This window comes from Mesorhizobium sp. M7A.F.Ca.US.011.01.1.1 (assembly GCF_003998295.1).
GTDB lineage: Bacteria > Pseudomonadota > Alphaproteobacteria > Rhizobiales > Rhizobiaceae > Mesorhizobium.
Map to the genome: position 1 here is coordinate 115,060 of NZ_RZRT01000006.1, position 15,241 is coordinate 130,300.

At 61.3% G+C, this 15,241-nt stretch carries 16 protein-coding genes; 8 read left to right on the plus strand and 8 right to left on the minus strand.

Features of this window, described 5'->3' with window-relative positions:
* The first annotated feature begins 68 nt into the window (after window positions 1–68).
* The 5 genes from EOA13_RS10505 to EOA13_RS10525 all read left to right on the plus strand — a co-directional run bounded on the left by EOA13_RS10505 (window position 69) and on the right by EOA13_RS10525 (window position 4,671).
* Window positions 69–1,187: a branched-chain amino acid ABC transporter substrate-binding protein gene (locus EOA13_RS10505; RefSeq protein ID WP_245490343.1), complete on the plus strand. Its 1,119-nt coding sequence runs from the start codon at window positions 69–71 to the stop codon at window positions 1,185–1,187.
* Window positions 1,188–1,305: 118 nt separating this feature from the next.
* Complete coding sequence (locus tag EOA13_RS10510) at window positions 1,306–2,217, plus strand: branched-chain amino acid ABC transporter permease (RefSeq protein ID WP_023809510.1); 912 nt, start codon at window positions 1,306–1,308, stop codon at window positions 2,215–2,217.
* Window positions 2,217–3,176, plus strand: a complete 960-nt coding sequence (locus EOA13_RS10515; protein ID WP_245490344.1) for a branched-chain amino acid ABC transporter permease — start codon at window positions 2,217–2,219, stop codon at window positions 3,174–3,176. Before EOA13_RS10510 ends, EOA13_RS10515 begins: the two co-directional genes overlap by 1 nt.
* Before the next feature lie 2 nt (window positions 3,177–3,178).
* Entirely contained in the window at window positions 3,179–3,943 is a 765-nt protein-coding gene (locus EOA13_RS10520; protein ID WP_023809508.1) for an ABC transporter ATP-binding protein, read from the plus strand.
* Complete coding sequence (locus EOA13_RS10525) at window positions 3,943–4,671, plus strand: ABC transporter ATP-binding protein (protein WP_127292146.1); 729 nt, start codon at window positions 3,943–3,945, stop codon at window positions 4,669–4,671. The genes EOA13_RS10520 and EOA13_RS10525 overlap by 1 nt, the downstream gene beginning before the upstream one ends.
* Before the next feature lie 27 nt (window positions 4,672–4,698).
* On the opposite strand, the gene EOA13_RS38615 is transcribed toward EOA13_RS10525, so the two are convergent.
* Complete coding sequence (locus EOA13_RS38615; protein WP_245490345.1) at window positions 4,699–5,226, minus strand: hypothetical protein; 528 nt, start codon at window positions 5,224–5,226, stop codon at window positions 4,699–4,701.
* Between the two features lie 63 nt (window positions 5,227–5,289).
* Here EOA13_RS38615 and EOA13_RS10535 point away from each other — a divergent pair, with 63 nt between their 5' ends.
* From EOA13_RS10535 to EOA13_RS10545, 3 genes are all read left to right on the plus strand, one after another.
* Entirely contained in the window at window positions 5,290–5,493 is a 204-nt protein-coding gene (locus tag EOA13_RS10535; RefSeq protein WP_023809505.1) for a CsbD family protein, read from the plus strand.
* Window positions 5,494–6,047: 554 nt separating this feature from the next.
* Window positions 6,048–6,371 carry a hypothetical protein gene (locus tag EOA13_RS10540; protein ID WP_127292148.1) on the plus strand — a complete coding sequence of 108 codons (324 nt, stop codon included), beginning with the start codon at window positions 6,048–6,050 and terminating at the stop codon, window positions 6,369–6,371.
* A gap of 80 nt (window positions 6,372–6,451) precedes the next feature.
* Complete coding sequence (locus EOA13_RS10545) at window positions 6,452–6,877, plus strand: c-type cytochrome (RefSeq protein ID WP_127292151.1); 426 nt, start codon at window positions 6,452–6,454, stop codon at window positions 6,875–6,877.
* 7 nt (window positions 6,878–6,884) lie between these two features.
* Here the strand turns inward: EOA13_RS10545 and EOA13_RS10550 are convergent, their stop codons facing one another.
* The 7 genes from EOA13_RS10550 to EOA13_RS10580 all read right to left on the minus strand — a co-directional run bounded on the left by EOA13_RS10550 (window position 6,885) and on the right by EOA13_RS10580 (window position 15,163).
* Complete coding sequence (locus EOA13_RS10550) at window positions 6,885–7,922, minus strand: cytochrome c (RefSeq protein WP_164780044.1); 1,038 nt, start codon at window positions 7,920–7,922, stop codon at window positions 6,885–6,887.
* Between the two features lie 401 nt (window positions 7,923–8,323).
* A complete protein-coding gene (locus tag EOA13_RS10555; RefSeq protein WP_127292157.1) occupies window positions 8,324–8,665 on the minus strand; it encodes a hypothetical protein in 342 nt (113 codons plus the stop codon).
* A 1-nt stretch (window position 8,666) separates the two neighbouring features.
* A complete protein-coding gene (locus EOA13_RS10560; RefSeq protein WP_127292376.1) occupies window positions 8,667–9,269 on the minus strand; it encodes a cytochrome c oxidase subunit 3 in 603 nt (200 codons plus the stop codon).
* The gene (gene ctaD / locus EOA13_RS10565; RefSeq protein ID WP_127292159.1) at window positions 9,266–11,206 is read right to left on the minus strand and encodes a cytochrome c oxidase subunit I; all 1,941 of its coding nucleotides are present in this window, start codon (window positions 11,204–11,206) and stop codon (window positions 9,266–9,268) included. Before ctaD ends, EOA13_RS10560 begins: the two co-directional genes overlap by 4 nt.
* Window positions 11,203–12,183: a cytochrome c oxidase subunit II gene (gene coxB / locus EOA13_RS10570; protein ID WP_164780045.1), complete on the minus strand. Its 981-nt coding sequence runs from the start codon at window positions 12,181–12,183 to the stop codon at window positions 11,203–11,205. Before coxB ends, ctaD begins: the two co-directional genes overlap by 4 nt.
* Window positions 12,184–12,431: 248 nt before the next feature.
* Window positions 12,432–13,313 (minus strand): cytochrome c oxidase assembly protein, encoded by an 882-nt coding sequence (locus tag EOA13_RS10575; RefSeq protein ID WP_127292164.1) that lies wholly within the window; start codon window positions 13,311–13,313, stop codon window positions 12,432–12,434.
* Window positions 13,314–13,408: 95 nt separating this feature from the next.
* Entirely contained in the window at window positions 13,409–15,163 is a 1,755-nt protein-coding gene (locus tag EOA13_RS10580) for a thiamine pyrophosphate-dependent enzyme (RefSeq protein WP_127292166.1), read from the minus strand.
* Window positions 15,164–15,241: the final 78 nt, after the last annotated feature.

A 15,241-nucleotide genomic window follows, 5' to 3' on the forward strand; every position in this document is an offset into this window, starting at 1 on the left:
CGAGGGGCGAAACAATGCATTTCGGGCACGCCGCCTGGATGCGCCAACAGGGGAAATGGAGAGAATTAATGGTTGTTTCCTTCAAGAGGCTTGCCAAGAGGCTTGCTTGTGCCACCGCCCTTGCCGGGCTGGCTATGACCACGATGGCCGCGGCTGCCGACATCAAGATCGGCATTGTGGCCCCCATGACTGGCCAACTGGCCAGTGAGGGGCAGGATATGGAGAACGCCGTGAAGATGGCGATCGATGCCGTCAACGCCAAAGGCGGCGTCAACGGCGACAAGATCATCACCACTACCGCCGACGACGCCTGCGATCCGCAGCAGGCGGTGACCGCAGGCAGCAAGCTTGTCTCGGAAGGCGTGACCGCCATCGTCGGCGGCTACTGCTCGGGCGCCGTCTTGCCGACATTGAAGATCTATGGTGACGCCGGCATTCCGTTCGTCATCATCGGAGCGAACTCGACCAAGCTGGTCGCCGCCAATCAGGGCAATGCCTTCCTAGCCAATTCAACCGGTGACATGCAGGCGACGACAGCCGTCGAGCTCTTCAAGAAGAACGGCTACAAGAAGATCGCGGTCGTGGACGAAGGCGATGCCTATTCGTCCGACCTGGCCAAGCTGACCGCCGAAGCCTTCAAGAGCGCAGGCGGCGAAATTGCCGCCAAGGAGACCACCACGGCCGGCGAGCAGGACTATTCGGCGGTCGTCACCAAGATCAAATCGAGCGGCGCCGACGCTGTCTTCTGGACCGCATATCATGCCGGTGGCGCCCTGCTCACCAAGCAGCTTCGGCAGGCCGGTTTCCAGGGCGGCGTTGTGCTGGGCGACGGCAACAATTCGCCGGAATATCTGGAAATCGCCGGCTCGGCCGGTGAGGGCGTGTATCTGTTGTCTCCGCCCACCGTCGACCTCTTGTCCGGCGCCGCCGACTTCAAGGCCAAGTACAAGGAAACCTATGGCCGCGACGCCGGCGCCTATGCGGCGCTCTCCTATGATGTGGGCGGCCTGATCGCCGATGCGATCACGCGGGCCAAGTCGGCGGATCAGAAGGCAATCATCGAGGCGCTCAAGGCGAGCGACTTCAAGGGCCTTGCCGGTGAAATCAAGTTCACCGACAAGAACACGCTCCAGACCTCGAACTTCCGCCCGGTGATCGCCAAGGGCGGCAAGTGGGTAGCCGAATAAAGGCTAACAGGATTGACGCCGAGGCAGGCCTTGTGGCGGCCTCGGCGTCACCGCCGATTGTCTGGTGCGCCGACGCTGCGCCCAGACAAGACTTTTTCAATTCTGCCCCGGAGCATCAATGACGCTCGACCTGCTTATTCAGCAACTGGTGAACGGTCTTATCGTCGGCTCGTTCTATGCCCTGATCGCGCTTGGCTACAGCATGGTCTTCGGCGTCATCAAGCTCCTGAATTTCGCCCATGGCGACATCTACATGAACGGCGCCTTCGTCGGCCTCATCGTGTTTTCCTTCGTCGGCATATGGGTCGGCAATGGCTGGCTGGGCGTGGTCTGCGCCCTGCTTGTGTCGATGCTGGCTGTCGGCTTGCTCGGCGTTATCATCGAACGCTTCGCCTATCGGCCGATGCGCAATGCGCCGCGCCTGTCCATCCTGATCACGGCGCTCGGTGCGTCGATGGTGCTGAACGGCACGGCACTCGCGCTGACCGGCGGGCGACACTATGCCTTCAACACGGACCTCGGTTTTGCCGGTGTCGACATTTCCACCGTTCACATCACCTACACGCAGATGGTGCTGGTGGCGGCCTCCATCGCTCTTATGGCCGGGATGCAGGCCTTTGTCTCACGCACCATGTACGGCAAGGCGATGCGCGCCGTGTCCATCGACATGGGGGCGAGCCGCCTGATGGGCATCGATGTCGACCGGGTGATCGCCTTGACCTTTTTCATGGGCTCGGCGCTCGCTGCCGGCGGCGGGGTCATGGCCGGCGCCTATTATGGCAGTGTCCATTTCTTCATGGGCTTCATCATGGGGCTCAAGGCCTTCACCGCCGCTGTCATCGGCGGGATCGGCAGCGTGCCGGGCGCCATGCTCGGCGGCTTGCTGCTCGGCCTGCTCGAAGCTTTCGGCTCGTCCTTGCCCTTCGTCGGCTCGGAGTGGCGTGACGTCTTCGTGTTCGGAACCTTGATCCTGTTCCTTGTTTTCAAGCCGACCGGCCTTCTTGGCCGCTCGGTCGTGGAGCGGGTGTGATGACCGACGAAGTGAGAACCATGCCGGCCCCCGGGCAACAGCAATTGATGCGCTGGTCCGTCGTGCTGCCCGGCCTGGCGGCGCTCGCCGTCGCGCTGGTCTTGCCGCAATTCGCCAACGCCTACGTCACGGAGGTGGCAACCACGGCGCTGCTCTATGTCGTTCTGTGCCTAGGCCTCAACATTGTCGTCGGCTATGCGGGCCTGCTCGATCTCGGCTATGCCGCCTTCTTCGCGGTAGGCGCCTACACATCAGGCATCCTGACCGCGGAATTCGGGTTCAATTTCTGGCTTACCATCCCGGTCGCCATGGTCGCCGCCTGCGTGGCCGGCATCATCATCGGGGCTCCGACATTGAGATTGCGCAGCGACTATCTGGCGATCGTGACGCTGGGCTTCGGCGAAATCGTGCGCATCATCGCCCGCAACCTCGACATCACCGGTGGCGCGAGCGGACTCATCGGCATCGAGCGCCCGGAGATATTCGGCTTCAGGCTGATGCAGGTGCAGCACTTCTACTATGCGTTCCTGGTGCTTGCGCTGCTCACCGCCTTCGTCTGTCTGAGCGTCGAGCGATCGCGAATGGGACGAGCCTGGTTCTACGTTCGCTACGATGAGGACGCCGCCGCTGGCATCGGCATCAACCGTGTCACGGCCAAGCTGCAAGCCTATATGATGGGCGCTGTGATCGCTTCCGTGGCCGGATGCCTCTACGCAGCCAAGATGACGGCCATCTCGCCGGAGAGTTTCACCTTCAACCAATCGCTGCTCATCCTTCTCGGCGTCGTCCTGGGCGGCATGGGCCGCATTCCCGGCGTCGTCCTTGGTGCTGTTCTCGTCGCCCTGCTTCCGGAGGTGCTGCGCGGCGCGGGAACCTATCGTCCCCTGGTGACCGCGGTTGCGCTGCTGGCAATCATGCTCTTCAGGCCGAACGGGCTGTGGCCGGACAAGCGAGTTTGACCATGGCGCTGCTGGAAGTCCGCGATCTGCGCCTCAGTTTCGGAGGACTGAAAGTCCTTCACGACATTTCGTTCTCAGTTGAGAAAGGCGCCATCAACAGTCTTATCGGGCCGAACGGGGCCGGCAAGACATCACTCTTCAATTGCCTGACCGGCTTCTACAAGCCGAAGGGCGGCTCGATCAGTCTGGGCGGCCGGCCAATCACCGGCTTGCCGCCGCATCGCATCACCGCGCTGGGCCTCGCCCGCACGTTCCAGAACATCCGGCTGTTCAAGGAAATGACCGTTCTGGAAAACGCCATGTCCGGCCAGCATTGCCGCAGCCGCCACGGCATCATGTCGGCGATCCTGCACTTGCCGGCACAGCGGCGCGAGGAGGAGACGATCCGCGCGGCTGGCATGCGCTGGCTCGATTTTGTCGGCATCGAGCAGCATGCGCATCGCCGTGCCGGTGGTCTTTCCTATGGCGATCAACGGCGGCTCGAACTCGCAAGAGCCCTGGCGTCGGCGCCCGAGCTCATCCTGCTGGACGAGCCCGCCGCCGGCCTGAACGAGCGCGAGAAGCTGGACCTTGTGCACCTGATCCGCCGCATCCGTGACGAAACCGGTGTCACCGTCCTGCTGATCGAGCACGATATGGGCCTGGTCATGCAAGTGTCGGAGAAGATCGTGGTGTTCGACTATGGGCAGAAGATCGCCGACGGACCGCCGGAGGCCGTGCGAAAAGACCCCAGGGTCATCGAAGCCTATCTCGGTACGGAGGACTGATGGACGCCGAAATCGTTCTTTCCGCGGACCGCATCGTCGCGCGCTATGACGGCATCGAAGCCCTTCATGGTGTCAGCCTTTCGGTCAAACGCGGCCAGATCGTCGCCCTGCTTGGCGCGAATGGTGCGGGCAAGAGCACCACCCTGCGCACGCTGTCCGGCCTTCTTGCCGGATCCTCCGGATGTGTCCGCTTCCTGGGCGAGGACATAACCAAAGTCCCTGCCCATCGCCTGCCGCATCGCGGGCTCGTCCACGTCCCGGAGGGAAGGCGTATTTTCGGCGACATGACGATCAAGGAGAACCTTGACCTCGGCTCTTTCACGCTTGCCGACGACGTCGAGCGCCGGCGACGGCTGGACCATGTTTTTGAGCTCTTCCCCATCCTGGCGCGCCGGCAGAATGGCGATGCAAGGAACCTCTCGGGCGGTGAGCAGCAGATGCTGGCGATCGGCAGAGCCCTCATGGCCGCGCCCAAGGTGCTGTTGCTCGACGAGCCTTCCATGGGTCTGGCGCCGCAACTGATCAAGGAAGTCATGAACATTGTGCAGCGCCTCAATCGTGAAGGCGTGACCATCCTGCTTGTGGAGCAGAATAGCAAAGTCGCCTTAAAATTCGCCGACTACGGCTACGTTCTCAAGGCCGGACGCGTTGTTCTTGAGGGACCAGGCAGCGATCTCGCGAGCAATGAAGCAGTTATCAGCGCCTATTTAGGTGGCGTCGCTGCTTAGCTGGCAAAGCTGCCAACGCCCGGATTCTTACAAAATGCGGCCGCCGCTCCAGTCCATGATTTGCCCGCCTTGCAGGAGTGGGATCAGCCACAACGTATTGATTTTGTAGAAAACGTTGACCTTCCGGGGCCTACCATCCAGTCTGTGTCCGACCCCGGGGACATAGCTGACAAAACCTTGAGGGACGCACGGCAACCAGCGGATTGCCGCAACCGCGACGGCGATCCCATAATGGCTCAGGAGTGATTGTTCATCCGCTCGAACAAAGCTTCGCCCATCCGGCGCGTATCGGCCAAAATACCGACAAGCACCTCGTCCTTGTCCGCTTCGAATGCGCAGCGCCTCGGTGGCGAATTCGTCCGGACTGACCATCATACGGTTGGCTGTTCCTCCGCTGCGGGTGCTGCCAACGAGACCGGTATCGACAATTGGCGGAGCCATCTCCACCACCCGAATTCCGCTCGACCTCAATTGATGACGCAGACTGAGCGTAAAGGAATGGATCGCGGCCTGTGAGAGCAAGACAAGCGCCTTGCTGTCGAGTTCCAGGAACATCCGTCGTTGATTTGCGTTTGCTCTCCGAGGTTAGACGTTTTCAAACCGAAGGAGAACGGTGTCATGGACTGGAACCGCGTAGAAGGAAACTGGAAACAGGTGAAAGGCAAGGTCAAGGAGCAGTGGGGTAAACTCACCGATGACGACCTTGACCGCATCGCAGGCAAGCGCGATCAACTCGAAGGCAAGATCCAGGAGCGTTACGGCCTCGAAAAAGACCGTGTGCGGCGCGATATCGATGATTGGTACGGGCGGCAGGGTTGGTAGGCATGTGAGCCCCGGCTGTGGCCAATTCCAGGACGCGGCCCAACAGTCCGGCAGGACCATGCAGGCGCTGAGCCTTGTCGTTAGCTGAATTTTGCAGCAAGGATTTCGTATTGTGGCAGAAAATATCTCTCGCAAGCAAGAGCAACGGGGGACAAGAAGAATTGTCATGTGGGCGATCGCAGTTATCGCTGTGATTTTTCTTGTTCTACTGGCTACATTCGTGTTCGGCCCGTTGGTATGACTTTCATGGCGATGATTGGAGCTGTCTCCGATCCGATCCGGGGATGATCGGGCGTTGGTCGGGGACGCCGGCAGCGGCCAGTGAGCAACTATACAGGCTTCCGGCGAGGGCATGCGGCTAGCGCTGCTCCAGCGACCGGACGGCGCCAGTGACGCACCTATGTCGACCGCCGGCGCGCGGCCAACCACTTCTGCCGGTCTGCAGTATCGGTACGGAAACCCGTTTCACAAGAATTTTGCTGAACACGATTTCGCCGGGAACATATCAGGAAAAGATTGGTTTGGTGGCGGTACATCCAACCAGGAGATCCACCATGATTGTCAAACTTCTCTCCGCCGCTGCGCTCGCGCTTACATTGGCTACATCGGCAATGGCGCAGTCGAACGGTTCCGGCTCCAACACTGGCACCGGCTCGAACAACGGCACCGGCGCTACGTCTGGAAACACCGGGGGCAACAGCGGCACCGGCTCTGGAACGTCCGTGAATCCTTCCGATCCCAGCACTACGAATTCGACAAATTCGACAACGAAATCAGGTGGCATGACTGACCGCTGCAAAGATGCGGCAGGCAACGATATCGACAACAACACCGCGACCGGCACGACAACATCGAATGTGCAGAACTGCAATAAATGAGCTGGCTCCTCAATCCGCTGCCGGAACAATGCTTCGGCAGAATCCGGCAGCGCATTGAGCGCTGAGAGTAGTAAGCGTAGATGAACCGGCAGGCCGCCAAGCAAGCGTCGCCCCAATCCTTGTGGTTGGCAGGAGCATCGGCGGCTGTCGTCATCGGTTTTACCGCCTTTGCCAGTGGATCGGTTCGCAGCAACAGTCTGCGACAAACCCCCATTGTGCAGGCCATCGGCGGCGACCCTGAACGGGCCGTCCCGGCAATGATCCGCAACGGCTGTGGGGGATGTCACGAAATCCCGGGGGTGCCCGGCGCCCATGGCACCGTCGGTCCGTCCCTGCAAGGCGTTGTCGAAAGAGGATATATCGGGGCGTCGCGAGCCACCCCGGATGCGATGATGCGCTGGATCAGCAGGGCGCGGGACGTAGACCCGAAGACGGCCATGCCCAATACAAATCTGTCGCCTCAAGAGGCGCGCGACATTACCGCCTATCTCTATGCAAGAACATGAGGCGCGCTCAACTCATCCCACGGCGCAGGCGTCTTGCCAGCAAAAGCAGCAGGCCAAGCATCAACACGGCGGCGCCCGCTACAAGTGATTGAGCTGCCAGAATCATGATTGTCTGGCTGGTTGTCGTTCCTGCCCGCATCTGGCGTACATCGGCCGCGGTGACGCTGAGGTCGGGATTTCCGAACCGCGCGGTGACGTAATTTGCAAGAGCTGCCACCTGGCCATCGTCCAGCCAGCCGCCGAAGGCCGCCATCGATTGACGCCCGGCCACGTCACCAGCTTTGACGCCTTCAAGGATGGTCATGACGACATCCTCGGGCGTGGCCGCGCCGGGGGTGCTGTTGCCGGTCAAGGACGGATAGTATCCGTCGGGCGATCCGCCTCCGTTCGCCCCATGGCACGTCGAACAGAGCGATCGATAGAGATCATCGCCGGTTGCGGTCCCGCTGCCTTGCGTCATCCCCTCGGTTCCAGCATCGCCGTCGGCCGCGGCCGCGTTACCCCATGAGAAACGCGGCTGCTTCTCGTCTCCCGGTTGGGTGGGCACGTCCCTGAGATAGGCGACAATAGCCTGGATGTCGTCGTCGGAAAGATGCTGTAGGCTGTTCATGACCGTTTCCGCCATCGGCCCGCCCGCGTAGGCCTTCCCGGGCACGGCGCCGGTTTTGAGAAATCGAGACAGCTCTTCGTTGCTCCAGCCGCCGACGCCTGCGATCTTGTCGCTGGTGATGTTGAAGGCGTGCCAGATGCCGGCGGTGCCGCCGGCAAGCTTGTGGTCTTCATCCATGCCGAACGTCGCATTCCTTGGCGTGTGGCAGGCACCGCAGTGGCCGAGCACCTCGACAAGGTAGGCTCCCCTGTTCCATGCGGCGGTCCGGCTCCGATCAGGCGTGAAACTGCCGGTTTGGAGATTCGCGAGCTTCCACAGCGCAACCGTCCAGCGCTGGTTGAATGGAAAAGGCAGAATGTTTCGCGGCCGCGGCTGGGAAATCGGCGGCTGCGCAAGGAGATAGGCCCGAATCGCAAGCACGTCCTCGCGGCTCATTGCGGCGAAGCTGTCATAGGGCATGGCGGGGTAGAGATCGGCTCCGTCGCGCCTGATACCTTTCTGGACAGCTCGCACGAACTCGTCCGCGGAATAGCGTCCGATGCCCGTTTCGAGATCTGGTGTGATGTTGGTCGAGTATACATCGCCGAACGGTGTCGGCACGCGATAGCCTCCAGCGAAGGGGCGGCTCGGATTGGACGTGTGGCAGCCGATGCAGTCGGCCGCTCGCGTGAGATATTCACCCCTCTGGATTTCGCTCGCCCGCAGCTCGGTGCAAAGCGCCAACGATGCCAAGACGAGTACGACCGCCCGAGAAATGACGGCTGGGAATGGAATGCCCGTGGCAGGCCAAAGCGCGTACCGGCGGTGGATGGCCAATCTCCGCGTCTTTGGCGTCGTCACAGTTCGCACCCGCTGAAGATCAGCCCTGCCACCACTTGCGCCAGCAAGATGAGCGTGAACAGCGCCCCGATGCCCACCGAAGTCCTGGCAAGGAACGCACGCGTGCGCGCCCTCCGCGGCGGGATCGTACCATGTCCGCGGTCATGAACGGCGTGCCACGACAGCAGCGTGCCTGCCAGGGCGACAGCGGCGCCTATCAATGAGAACAAGGCGGTGGGACGAAAGCCGGCATGGCACTGCCAGGATGCAATGGAGTAATCGAGCTGCAGGGCTATCGCCCACGCAACTGGCCCGCTGACCAGGCCTGCCCAGGAAACGCCGGTACGGATCGCCTGCATCTCACATCCTCGGAACCCAATAAATAACAAGATAGAGCACGACCCATGAGACGACGACGAAGTCCCAGTAGAACGCATTGTCCGAGACGTCGCTGAAGCGGCGGCCCGCCTTGCCTTTTTGCGTGAACATGAGAACCGCCAGGACGATCGTGTCGCCGACATCGGTAAGAAGATGCGTCGTATGCAGTCCAAGCAGGAACCAGACGATCGATCCGTAAGCGTTCTGATCCCAGGAAATCCGCAGAGCCGGAAATTCCCAGATGCGAACGATCAGCGGAAGAATCCCGACGATCGACATGACGACCATGCCAAGGCGAACTTTCGCGAGGTCCTGGCGACGCGCCCAAAACTCGATCAGGTGGTTGGGCACGACGCTCGCAACCAGAATAATCAACACTGCCGTGCCCGGCAGCAAATCTGGCGCCGGGGCTCCGATGGGCCAATGCCGGGCCAGCACAGCCAGATAGAAGTAGGTGCCTATCGCCAAGGCAAAACCTGTTGCCTCGAGAGCAATGAAGGCAAGGGTTCCCCACCACATCGGGCTCGCCGACCCGAAATCATATGTGGGCAGGTGGCTGACGTCGGCGACGGGACGGTGCCTCATTCCTCGTCCTCCGGCTCGCCTTTCGGCCAGAACCAACAGATGAAGCCGATCGAAACCGGGATCGCTCCCCAGACCACCGCCCAAGGCGTGTATATCGAACCGAGAAATGCGCCGCCCACCGCAATGGCCGACAGCAGCGGCCAGATCGAGTTGTCAGCCGATGGCACCCTTAGTTGCGGCACCGCATCGGCGACCGTGCCGGCGAGCACCTCGCGTGCGTCGACACGCAGACCCTCGACCACGGGAAGCGTATCGGGCTCGGCCCAAAGCGGTTCGCGGTGAGTTACCACGGGCAGCCGCGAAAAATCGTAGGAGGGCGGCGGCGACGTCGTCGCCCATTCGAGCGTGCTCGCGCCCCAGGGATTGTCTCCGGCAATGCGGCCGTTGCGAAGGCTGAGCAGGAGGTTCAGGAAGAAAAGCGCAAAGCCGGCGAACACCACCAGTGAAGAGAGGCTGATGAAGAGGTTCATCTCGCCCCAACCGCTCGCCGGCGGATACGTATAAACGCGGCGCGGCATGCCTTGCAGACCGAGAATATGCATGGGGAAGAAGGTGAGATTGAACCCGAGGAAGACGAGCCAGAAATTCCAGCGGCCGAGCCTCTCCGACAGCATGCGTCCGGTGATCTTGGGAAACCAGTAATAAACGGCGCCGAGCAGGGGGAAGACGGCGCCCCCGACCAGCACATAGTGGAAATGGGCAACCACGAAATAGGTGTCGTGCACCTGCAGGTCGAGCGGCACCGAGGCGACCATGACCCCGGTCAGGCCGCCGATCACAAAGGTGAAGATGAAGCCGAGCACGAAAAGCATGGGCGTGGCGAAGATCGGCCGGCCGCCCCAGATCGTCGCAACCCAGCAGAAGATCTGAATGCCGCTCGGAATGGCGATCATCATCGAGGAAGCGGTAAAGAAGCTTTCCCCGAGCTGCGGCAGGCCGGTAGCAAACATGTGGTGCACCCACAGGCCGAAGGAAAGAAAACCGATCGAGATCAACGACAGGACGATGCCGAGATAGCCAAAGATCGGGCGGCGAACGAAGGTCGGCAGGATCGCGGAGACGAAGCCGGTCGCCGGAATGAAGATGATGTAGACCTCGGGATGGCCGAAGAACCAGAACAGATGCTGCCACAGCAGTGCATCGCCGCCTGCTGCGGGATCGAAAAATTTCGTGCCGACCAGGCGGTCCAGGATCAGCATTGTACTCGAGACCATCACGGCCGGCATGGCGAACAGGATGACGAAAGCCGTAACGAGGACGGACCAGACATAGAGCGGGATGCGGTCGAGCGACATGCCGGGAGCACGTTGTTTGAACACTGTCGCGATGATCTCGACCGCTACCGCGAGCGCGGACACTTCAGTGTAGGTCACCATCTGCGCCCAAAAATCGGGGCGCTTGCCGATACCATATTCGGGTCCGGCGAGCGGTACGTAGGAAAACCAGCCGGCATCCGCACCGGTTTCGAAGGCGAAGGCGATCCAGATCATCAGCCCACCGGAAAGATAGACCCAGTAGCTGAATGCATTGAGCCGCGGAAAGGCGACATTGCGAGTGCCGATCATCAGCGGCACCAGGTAAATGGCGAAAGCTTCCATCACCGGCACGGCGAACAGAAACATCATCGTCGTGCCATGCATGGTGAACAGCTGGTTGTAGAGATCGGGGCCGATGTGGCCGGCCTCAGGCTGGGCAAGCTGGAAACGCATGGCGAGCGCTGATAGACCCGCAAGGATGAGAAACAGGAAAGCCGTCACGATATAGCGCCGTCCGATCAGCTTGTGATCGACCGTGACCAGCCAGCCGTAGAAGCCTTTCGGCGTTCGCCAGGCATGCGCCAGAAAAGCGCGCAGTCTCACCTCTTCGAGGCCGGTGTCACGGATGCCTTTCAAGCCCTCCTGTGTATGCTCGGCCGGCTTTCCCGCAATGCCGCTCATTCGAGGCTTCCGAGATAGGTGACGACCGCGTTGAGATCGTCGGCGCTAAGGGCAATGCGCGGCATCTTGGCGCCAGGCTTTATCGACTGTGGATCGGCAATCCAGGCGGCGAGTGCACCAGGGGTCATGGCCAGCGTATCCGCGGCCAGTGCACGTCGGCTGGCGAGATGGGTAAGATCAGGTCCGACCGTTCCGCTGGCAGGCGTGCCTCTTATCGTATGGCAGAGCGCACAGCCGGTGGAAAGAAATGCCTGTTGGCCGCGGCGTTCTTCCTCGTCGCCAGGCGCCGATGCGACGGCGTTTTGCCTGGATTGCCATGCTTCGAACGCTTCGCGGCTTTCCGCGATGACGGTGATGGCCATATGGGCGTGCTGATAGCCGCAGAATTCGGCACACTGGCCACGATAGATGCCGGGCTTATCGGCGATGAGGGTAAGCTGGCTTGGCCGGCCCGGAATGAGATCGCGCTTACCGGCAAGGTTCGGCACCCAGAAGCTATGAATGACATCGAGCGAATCGAGTTCGACCTTGACCGGTTCGCCAACCGGGACATGGATTTCATTTGCCGTGACGATCGATTGCGAGGGATCATTACCGGCATACCGGACCTCCCACCACCATTGGTGCCCCGTGATCCGCACGGCAAGTGTTTCCGTTCCGCTCAGCGAAGCAATGGATTTGCCGGCGAAAAAACTCGCTATCGTCATCATGACGAGCACCAGAACGGTCAACGCAATGGCGCTGCCGACAGCGCGGGTAAATCGGCGCTCCTGATGTGAATCGATCTTGAGCGGCGGGCGCGTTGTCTCGGACAGGCGGCGATGCAAAAGCGCTGCCGCCAAGACCAGCATGACAAGCAGCCACGTGGCCACCGCGACTGCGCTGAAAGACCAGATCAGATCAAGGATTCTCCGGGCGTTCGCACCGTGTGCATGGAGGGCCGACTGCCGATCGCCGCATCCTGCCAATACCAACATCGGCGCTGCGCTGACCCACCTCAAACGCTGTTGCGCGGCCTTTCCCGGAACAATGCCAGTCAGGATTTGCGTTGGACATGTAAAGGCAAGCGACATTCGCGGTCCGTGTCCGCCTGCGAGAGCTGGCCAACGAACTCATGCACCTCGCCATGAAGGCTCCACCATCGTTGCCAAGGCCATAACGCAGCTGGCTGAAAAAGGATGCTTGGCAACACCGCCCGGCGAAAACCGACGTGAAGCGGTGCGGGTTAGACGATGCGCAACTCCTGGGGAGCCTGATGCCGCCGACTGCTCGTTTGAATCCAGAAAGCGACCAAGAGCAGTGCGGCTCCGCCATAGATCAGGCCAGCGGGAATCCACATGATCAAGCCTGCAAGTTGCTGGTCCTCGAGCGGGCTGAGCCCCCACAGATCCGAGCCGGCGGCGTTAGCCGGATACCACAGCTTTGGCGAGACAACGAGCAAAGCCCCGAGCAGCCCGGTGTGGAGCGAGGTGAAGAAGAGATGCATCACCGCATTGCCGCAAGCGTGCTCGCGGCCAGGGCGAGGCAGCAGCACCCACCAGAACAAAAGCCCGGTGCCGAGGAAGCTCGCATGCTGGGCATAGTGCAGGAAACCCTGCTGGAGGGCAGCCTCGAACAGCGCCGGGGCATGCCAGATCCATATCGCGGCTCCGTGCAGGACGGTCGCGACCACAGGGCGGCTGATGAACGCCCAGATCGCCCGAAGCGTATTTGCATGTCCGGCCGCTCCAAATATCTGGCGCAGCTGTACCGGCAGTGCCCACATCATCGCCGCTGTCGGGCGGGAGGCAACCAGCAGAGGCGCTGCGACCACCATCAGCAATTCATGCTCGATCATGTGCGCCGCAAACACATGTTCGCCCAACGTATGGATCGGGCTTACAAGGGCGAACGCCAGGACGGCCCAGCCGGCAGCAAACTGGAAGGCCTGCCGTGATCGCAAGCGACGTCCGCGTCCGCTCCGTCGCCACAGTCGGCTGGCGCCGGCAACATACAGCAAAAGGATTGCCGCCAGTGGCAATGTGATGGGGAGCGCCAGAGTCCAACCAGCCTGCGGAGCGCCGTTGCCGTAGCAGATGGAGCTCGAAAAAAGCGCGTCGAAGCTCATGATCCGCATCCGTCACCCGGAAGAGCACCGGTTCATCTGGAAAGATCCAGAATGAAGCCAAGGAGGCGCGCTGTTCCCACCCCCTTGCGCTGCCTCTAGGCGTCCATCATCGATTTCGCCGGCTCCCGGGCGATATTTTCTTCTATGCGTTCGTGTCCCGGTGTTCGCGGCAGGGCCTGGCGGAAGTTCTTGGCATAGTCTGCCGGCATTTTGGGCGGCATCAGCGGCTCATAGGCATCTACCAGCGCTTCGATCACGACAGGGCCTTCCGTGGCGAAAGCCTGGTCGAGAACCGTCTCGATCTGATCGGCCCGCTCGATGCGAAAACCCTTTGCGCCCATTGCTTCCGCCGCCATCGCAAAATCGATCGGCTGCAATTCGCAACCGAATTGCGGATTCCCCAGAAACATCATCTGCTCCCAGGCGATCTGATTGAGCATGTTGTTCTTGATCACCAGAACCTTCAGCGGGATCTTGTAGCGCACCGCCGTCGAGAATTCGCCGAGCTGCATGGCAAAGCCGCCATCGCCGACGATGGCGGCAATCGGGCGACCGGGGAATGCTATGCCGGCAGCGATGGCGTAGGCGAGACCGCAAGCCATCGACGCCAACGATCCGGACACCCCAAATGCCTGGCCGCTGCGAAGATCGACATGGCGGGCGGCCAGTTCCGTGTTCTGACCGGAATCCGTGGCCAGCACCGTGTCGTCGGCCAACCGTTGTCCGAACGTCCGGGCAATCGCCTGTGGCTTCAAGGGTTGCGCCTGCATGTCTTCCGACTGCCGCATCATCTCACGCCATTTTCTCATGGTCTCTTGGGAACGGTGCAGGAATTCATCGGAGGGCTTCTGCGTCAGACGTTGGTTCAGCGCGCGCAATGTCTCGGCCGCGTCGCCGACAAGGCCGGCCTCGACCGGAAAGCGCAAGCCGATCCGCTGCGCATCGCAGTCGATCTGGACGCCACGGGCCTGCCCGGGCTGCGGGTAGTATTCGATATAGGGAAAGGTCGAACCGACAATCAGCACCGCGTCACAGCTCTCCATCGCCTCTTGCGAAGCCAGGGTTCCAAGAATGCCGATCCCGCCGGTGGTGTAAGGATGGTCGTCCGGCAGCACCGCCTTGCCCAGCAAGGCCTTCGCGACAGGCGCCTGCAGCAGGCGCGCCGTGTGTTCGAGTTCGGCGGCCGCGCCGATGGCGCCGCGTCCGGCCAGGATCGCAACCCGCGAAGCGTCATTGAGAATGGCGGCGGCTTTGTCGAGCTCAACGTCCAGCGGTACGCTGTGACCGGCGAACATATCCTGCGGCGTGTGCGCCGGGCGATTGCGCTTGGAGCGCTTTGACGGATCGCGCTCCTGCTCCTGGATGTCGCTGGCAATCGAAAGATGAGCGACGCCCTTGCGCACCAGCGCGGTTCGGCAGGCAAGGCTGGCGACGTTTTCCATATGCGCGGCATCGGCAACATGGGCGTTATAAACGGAGACATCATTGAACACGCGCGTCAGATCGACATCCTGTTGCGTGAACGTCTCGATCAGATCGTGGAACTGCATGCCCGTAATCGCCAGCACCGGAGCCTGGTCGAGCTTGGCGTCATAGAGGCCGGTCAGAAGATGTGTTCCGCCGGGACCGGACGTCGCAAGGCACACGCCCAGCTTACCTGTCCACTTGGCATACGCACATGCCATGAAGGCAGCCGATTCTTCATGCCGGACCTGAACGAAGGCAATCTTGTCGCGCCGCGTCCGCAACGCTTCCATGACGCCGTTTATGCCGTCTCCCGGCAAGCCGAACACCACCTCCACGTCCCAAGCGACGAGCGTATCGATGAGAATTTCTGCTGCATTTGGCATGTCAGGGTAGCTCCGGTGGATGGTGTCCGAACCGGTGAATCCCGAGTTGGTTCCTTCGTCACAATAAATCGTGACAGG

Coding starts and splice junctions, on each gene's coding strand:
- EOA13_RS10560 (WP_127292376.1), bottom strand. CDS start 9,269: ATGAGGCACCGTCCCGTCGCCGACGTCAGCCACCTGCCCACATATGAT.
- EOA13_RS38615 (WP_245490345.1), bottom strand. CDS start 5,226: ATGTTCCTGGAACTCGACAGCAAGGCGCTTGTCTTGCTCTCACAGGCC.
- EOA13_RS10520 (WP_023809508.1), top strand. CDS start 3,179: ATGGCGCTGCTGGAAGTCCGCGATCTGCGCCTCAGTTTCGGAGGACTG.
- EOA13_RS10550 (WP_164780044.1), bottom strand. CDS start 7,922: ATGAGCCGCGAGGACGTGCTTGCGATTCGGGCCTATCTCCTTGCGCAG.
- EOA13_RS10575 (WP_127292164.1), bottom strand. CDS start 13,313: ATGAGCTTCGACGCGCTTTTTTCGAGCTCCATCTGCTACGGCAACGGC.
- coxB (WP_164780045.1), bottom strand. CDS start 12,183: ATGTTGGTATTGGCAGGATGCGGCGATCGGCAGTCGGCCCTCCATGCA.
- EOA13_RS10515 (WP_245490344.1), top strand. CDS start 2,217: ATGACCGACGAAGTGAGAACCATGCCGGCCCCCGGGCAACAGCAATTG.
- EOA13_RS10505 (WP_245490343.1), top strand. CDS start 69: ATGGTTGTTTCCTTCAAGAGGCTTGCCAAGAGGCTTGCTTGTGCCACC.
- EOA13_RS10510 (WP_023809510.1), top strand. CDS start 1,306: ATGACGCTCGACCTGCTTATTCAGCAACTGGTGAACGGTCTTATCGTC.
- EOA13_RS10535 (WP_023809505.1), top strand. CDS start 5,290: ATGGACTGGAACCGCGTAGAAGGAAACTGGAAACAGGTGAAAGGCAAG.
- EOA13_RS10580 (WP_127292166.1), bottom strand. CDS start 15,163: ATGCCAAATGCAGCAGAAATTCTCATCGATACGCTCGTCGCTTGGGAC.
- EOA13_RS10525 (WP_127292146.1), top strand. CDS start 3,943: ATGGACGCCGAAATCGTTCTTTCCGCGGACCGCATCGTCGCGCGCTAT.
- ctaD (WP_127292159.1), bottom strand. CDS start 11,206: ATGAGCGGCATTGCGGGAAAGCCGGCCGAGCATACACAGGAGGGCTTG.
- EOA13_RS10555 (WP_127292157.1), bottom strand. CDS start 8,665: ATGCAGGCGATCCGTACCGGCGTTTCCTGGGCAGGCCTGGTCAGCGGG.
- EOA13_RS10545 (WP_127292151.1), top strand. CDS start 6,452: ATGAACCGGCAGGCCGCCAAGCAAGCGTCGCCCCAATCCTTGTGGTTG.
- EOA13_RS10540 (WP_127292148.1), top strand. CDS start 6,048: ATGATTGTCAAACTTCTCTCCGCCGCTGCGCTCGCGCTTACATTGGCT.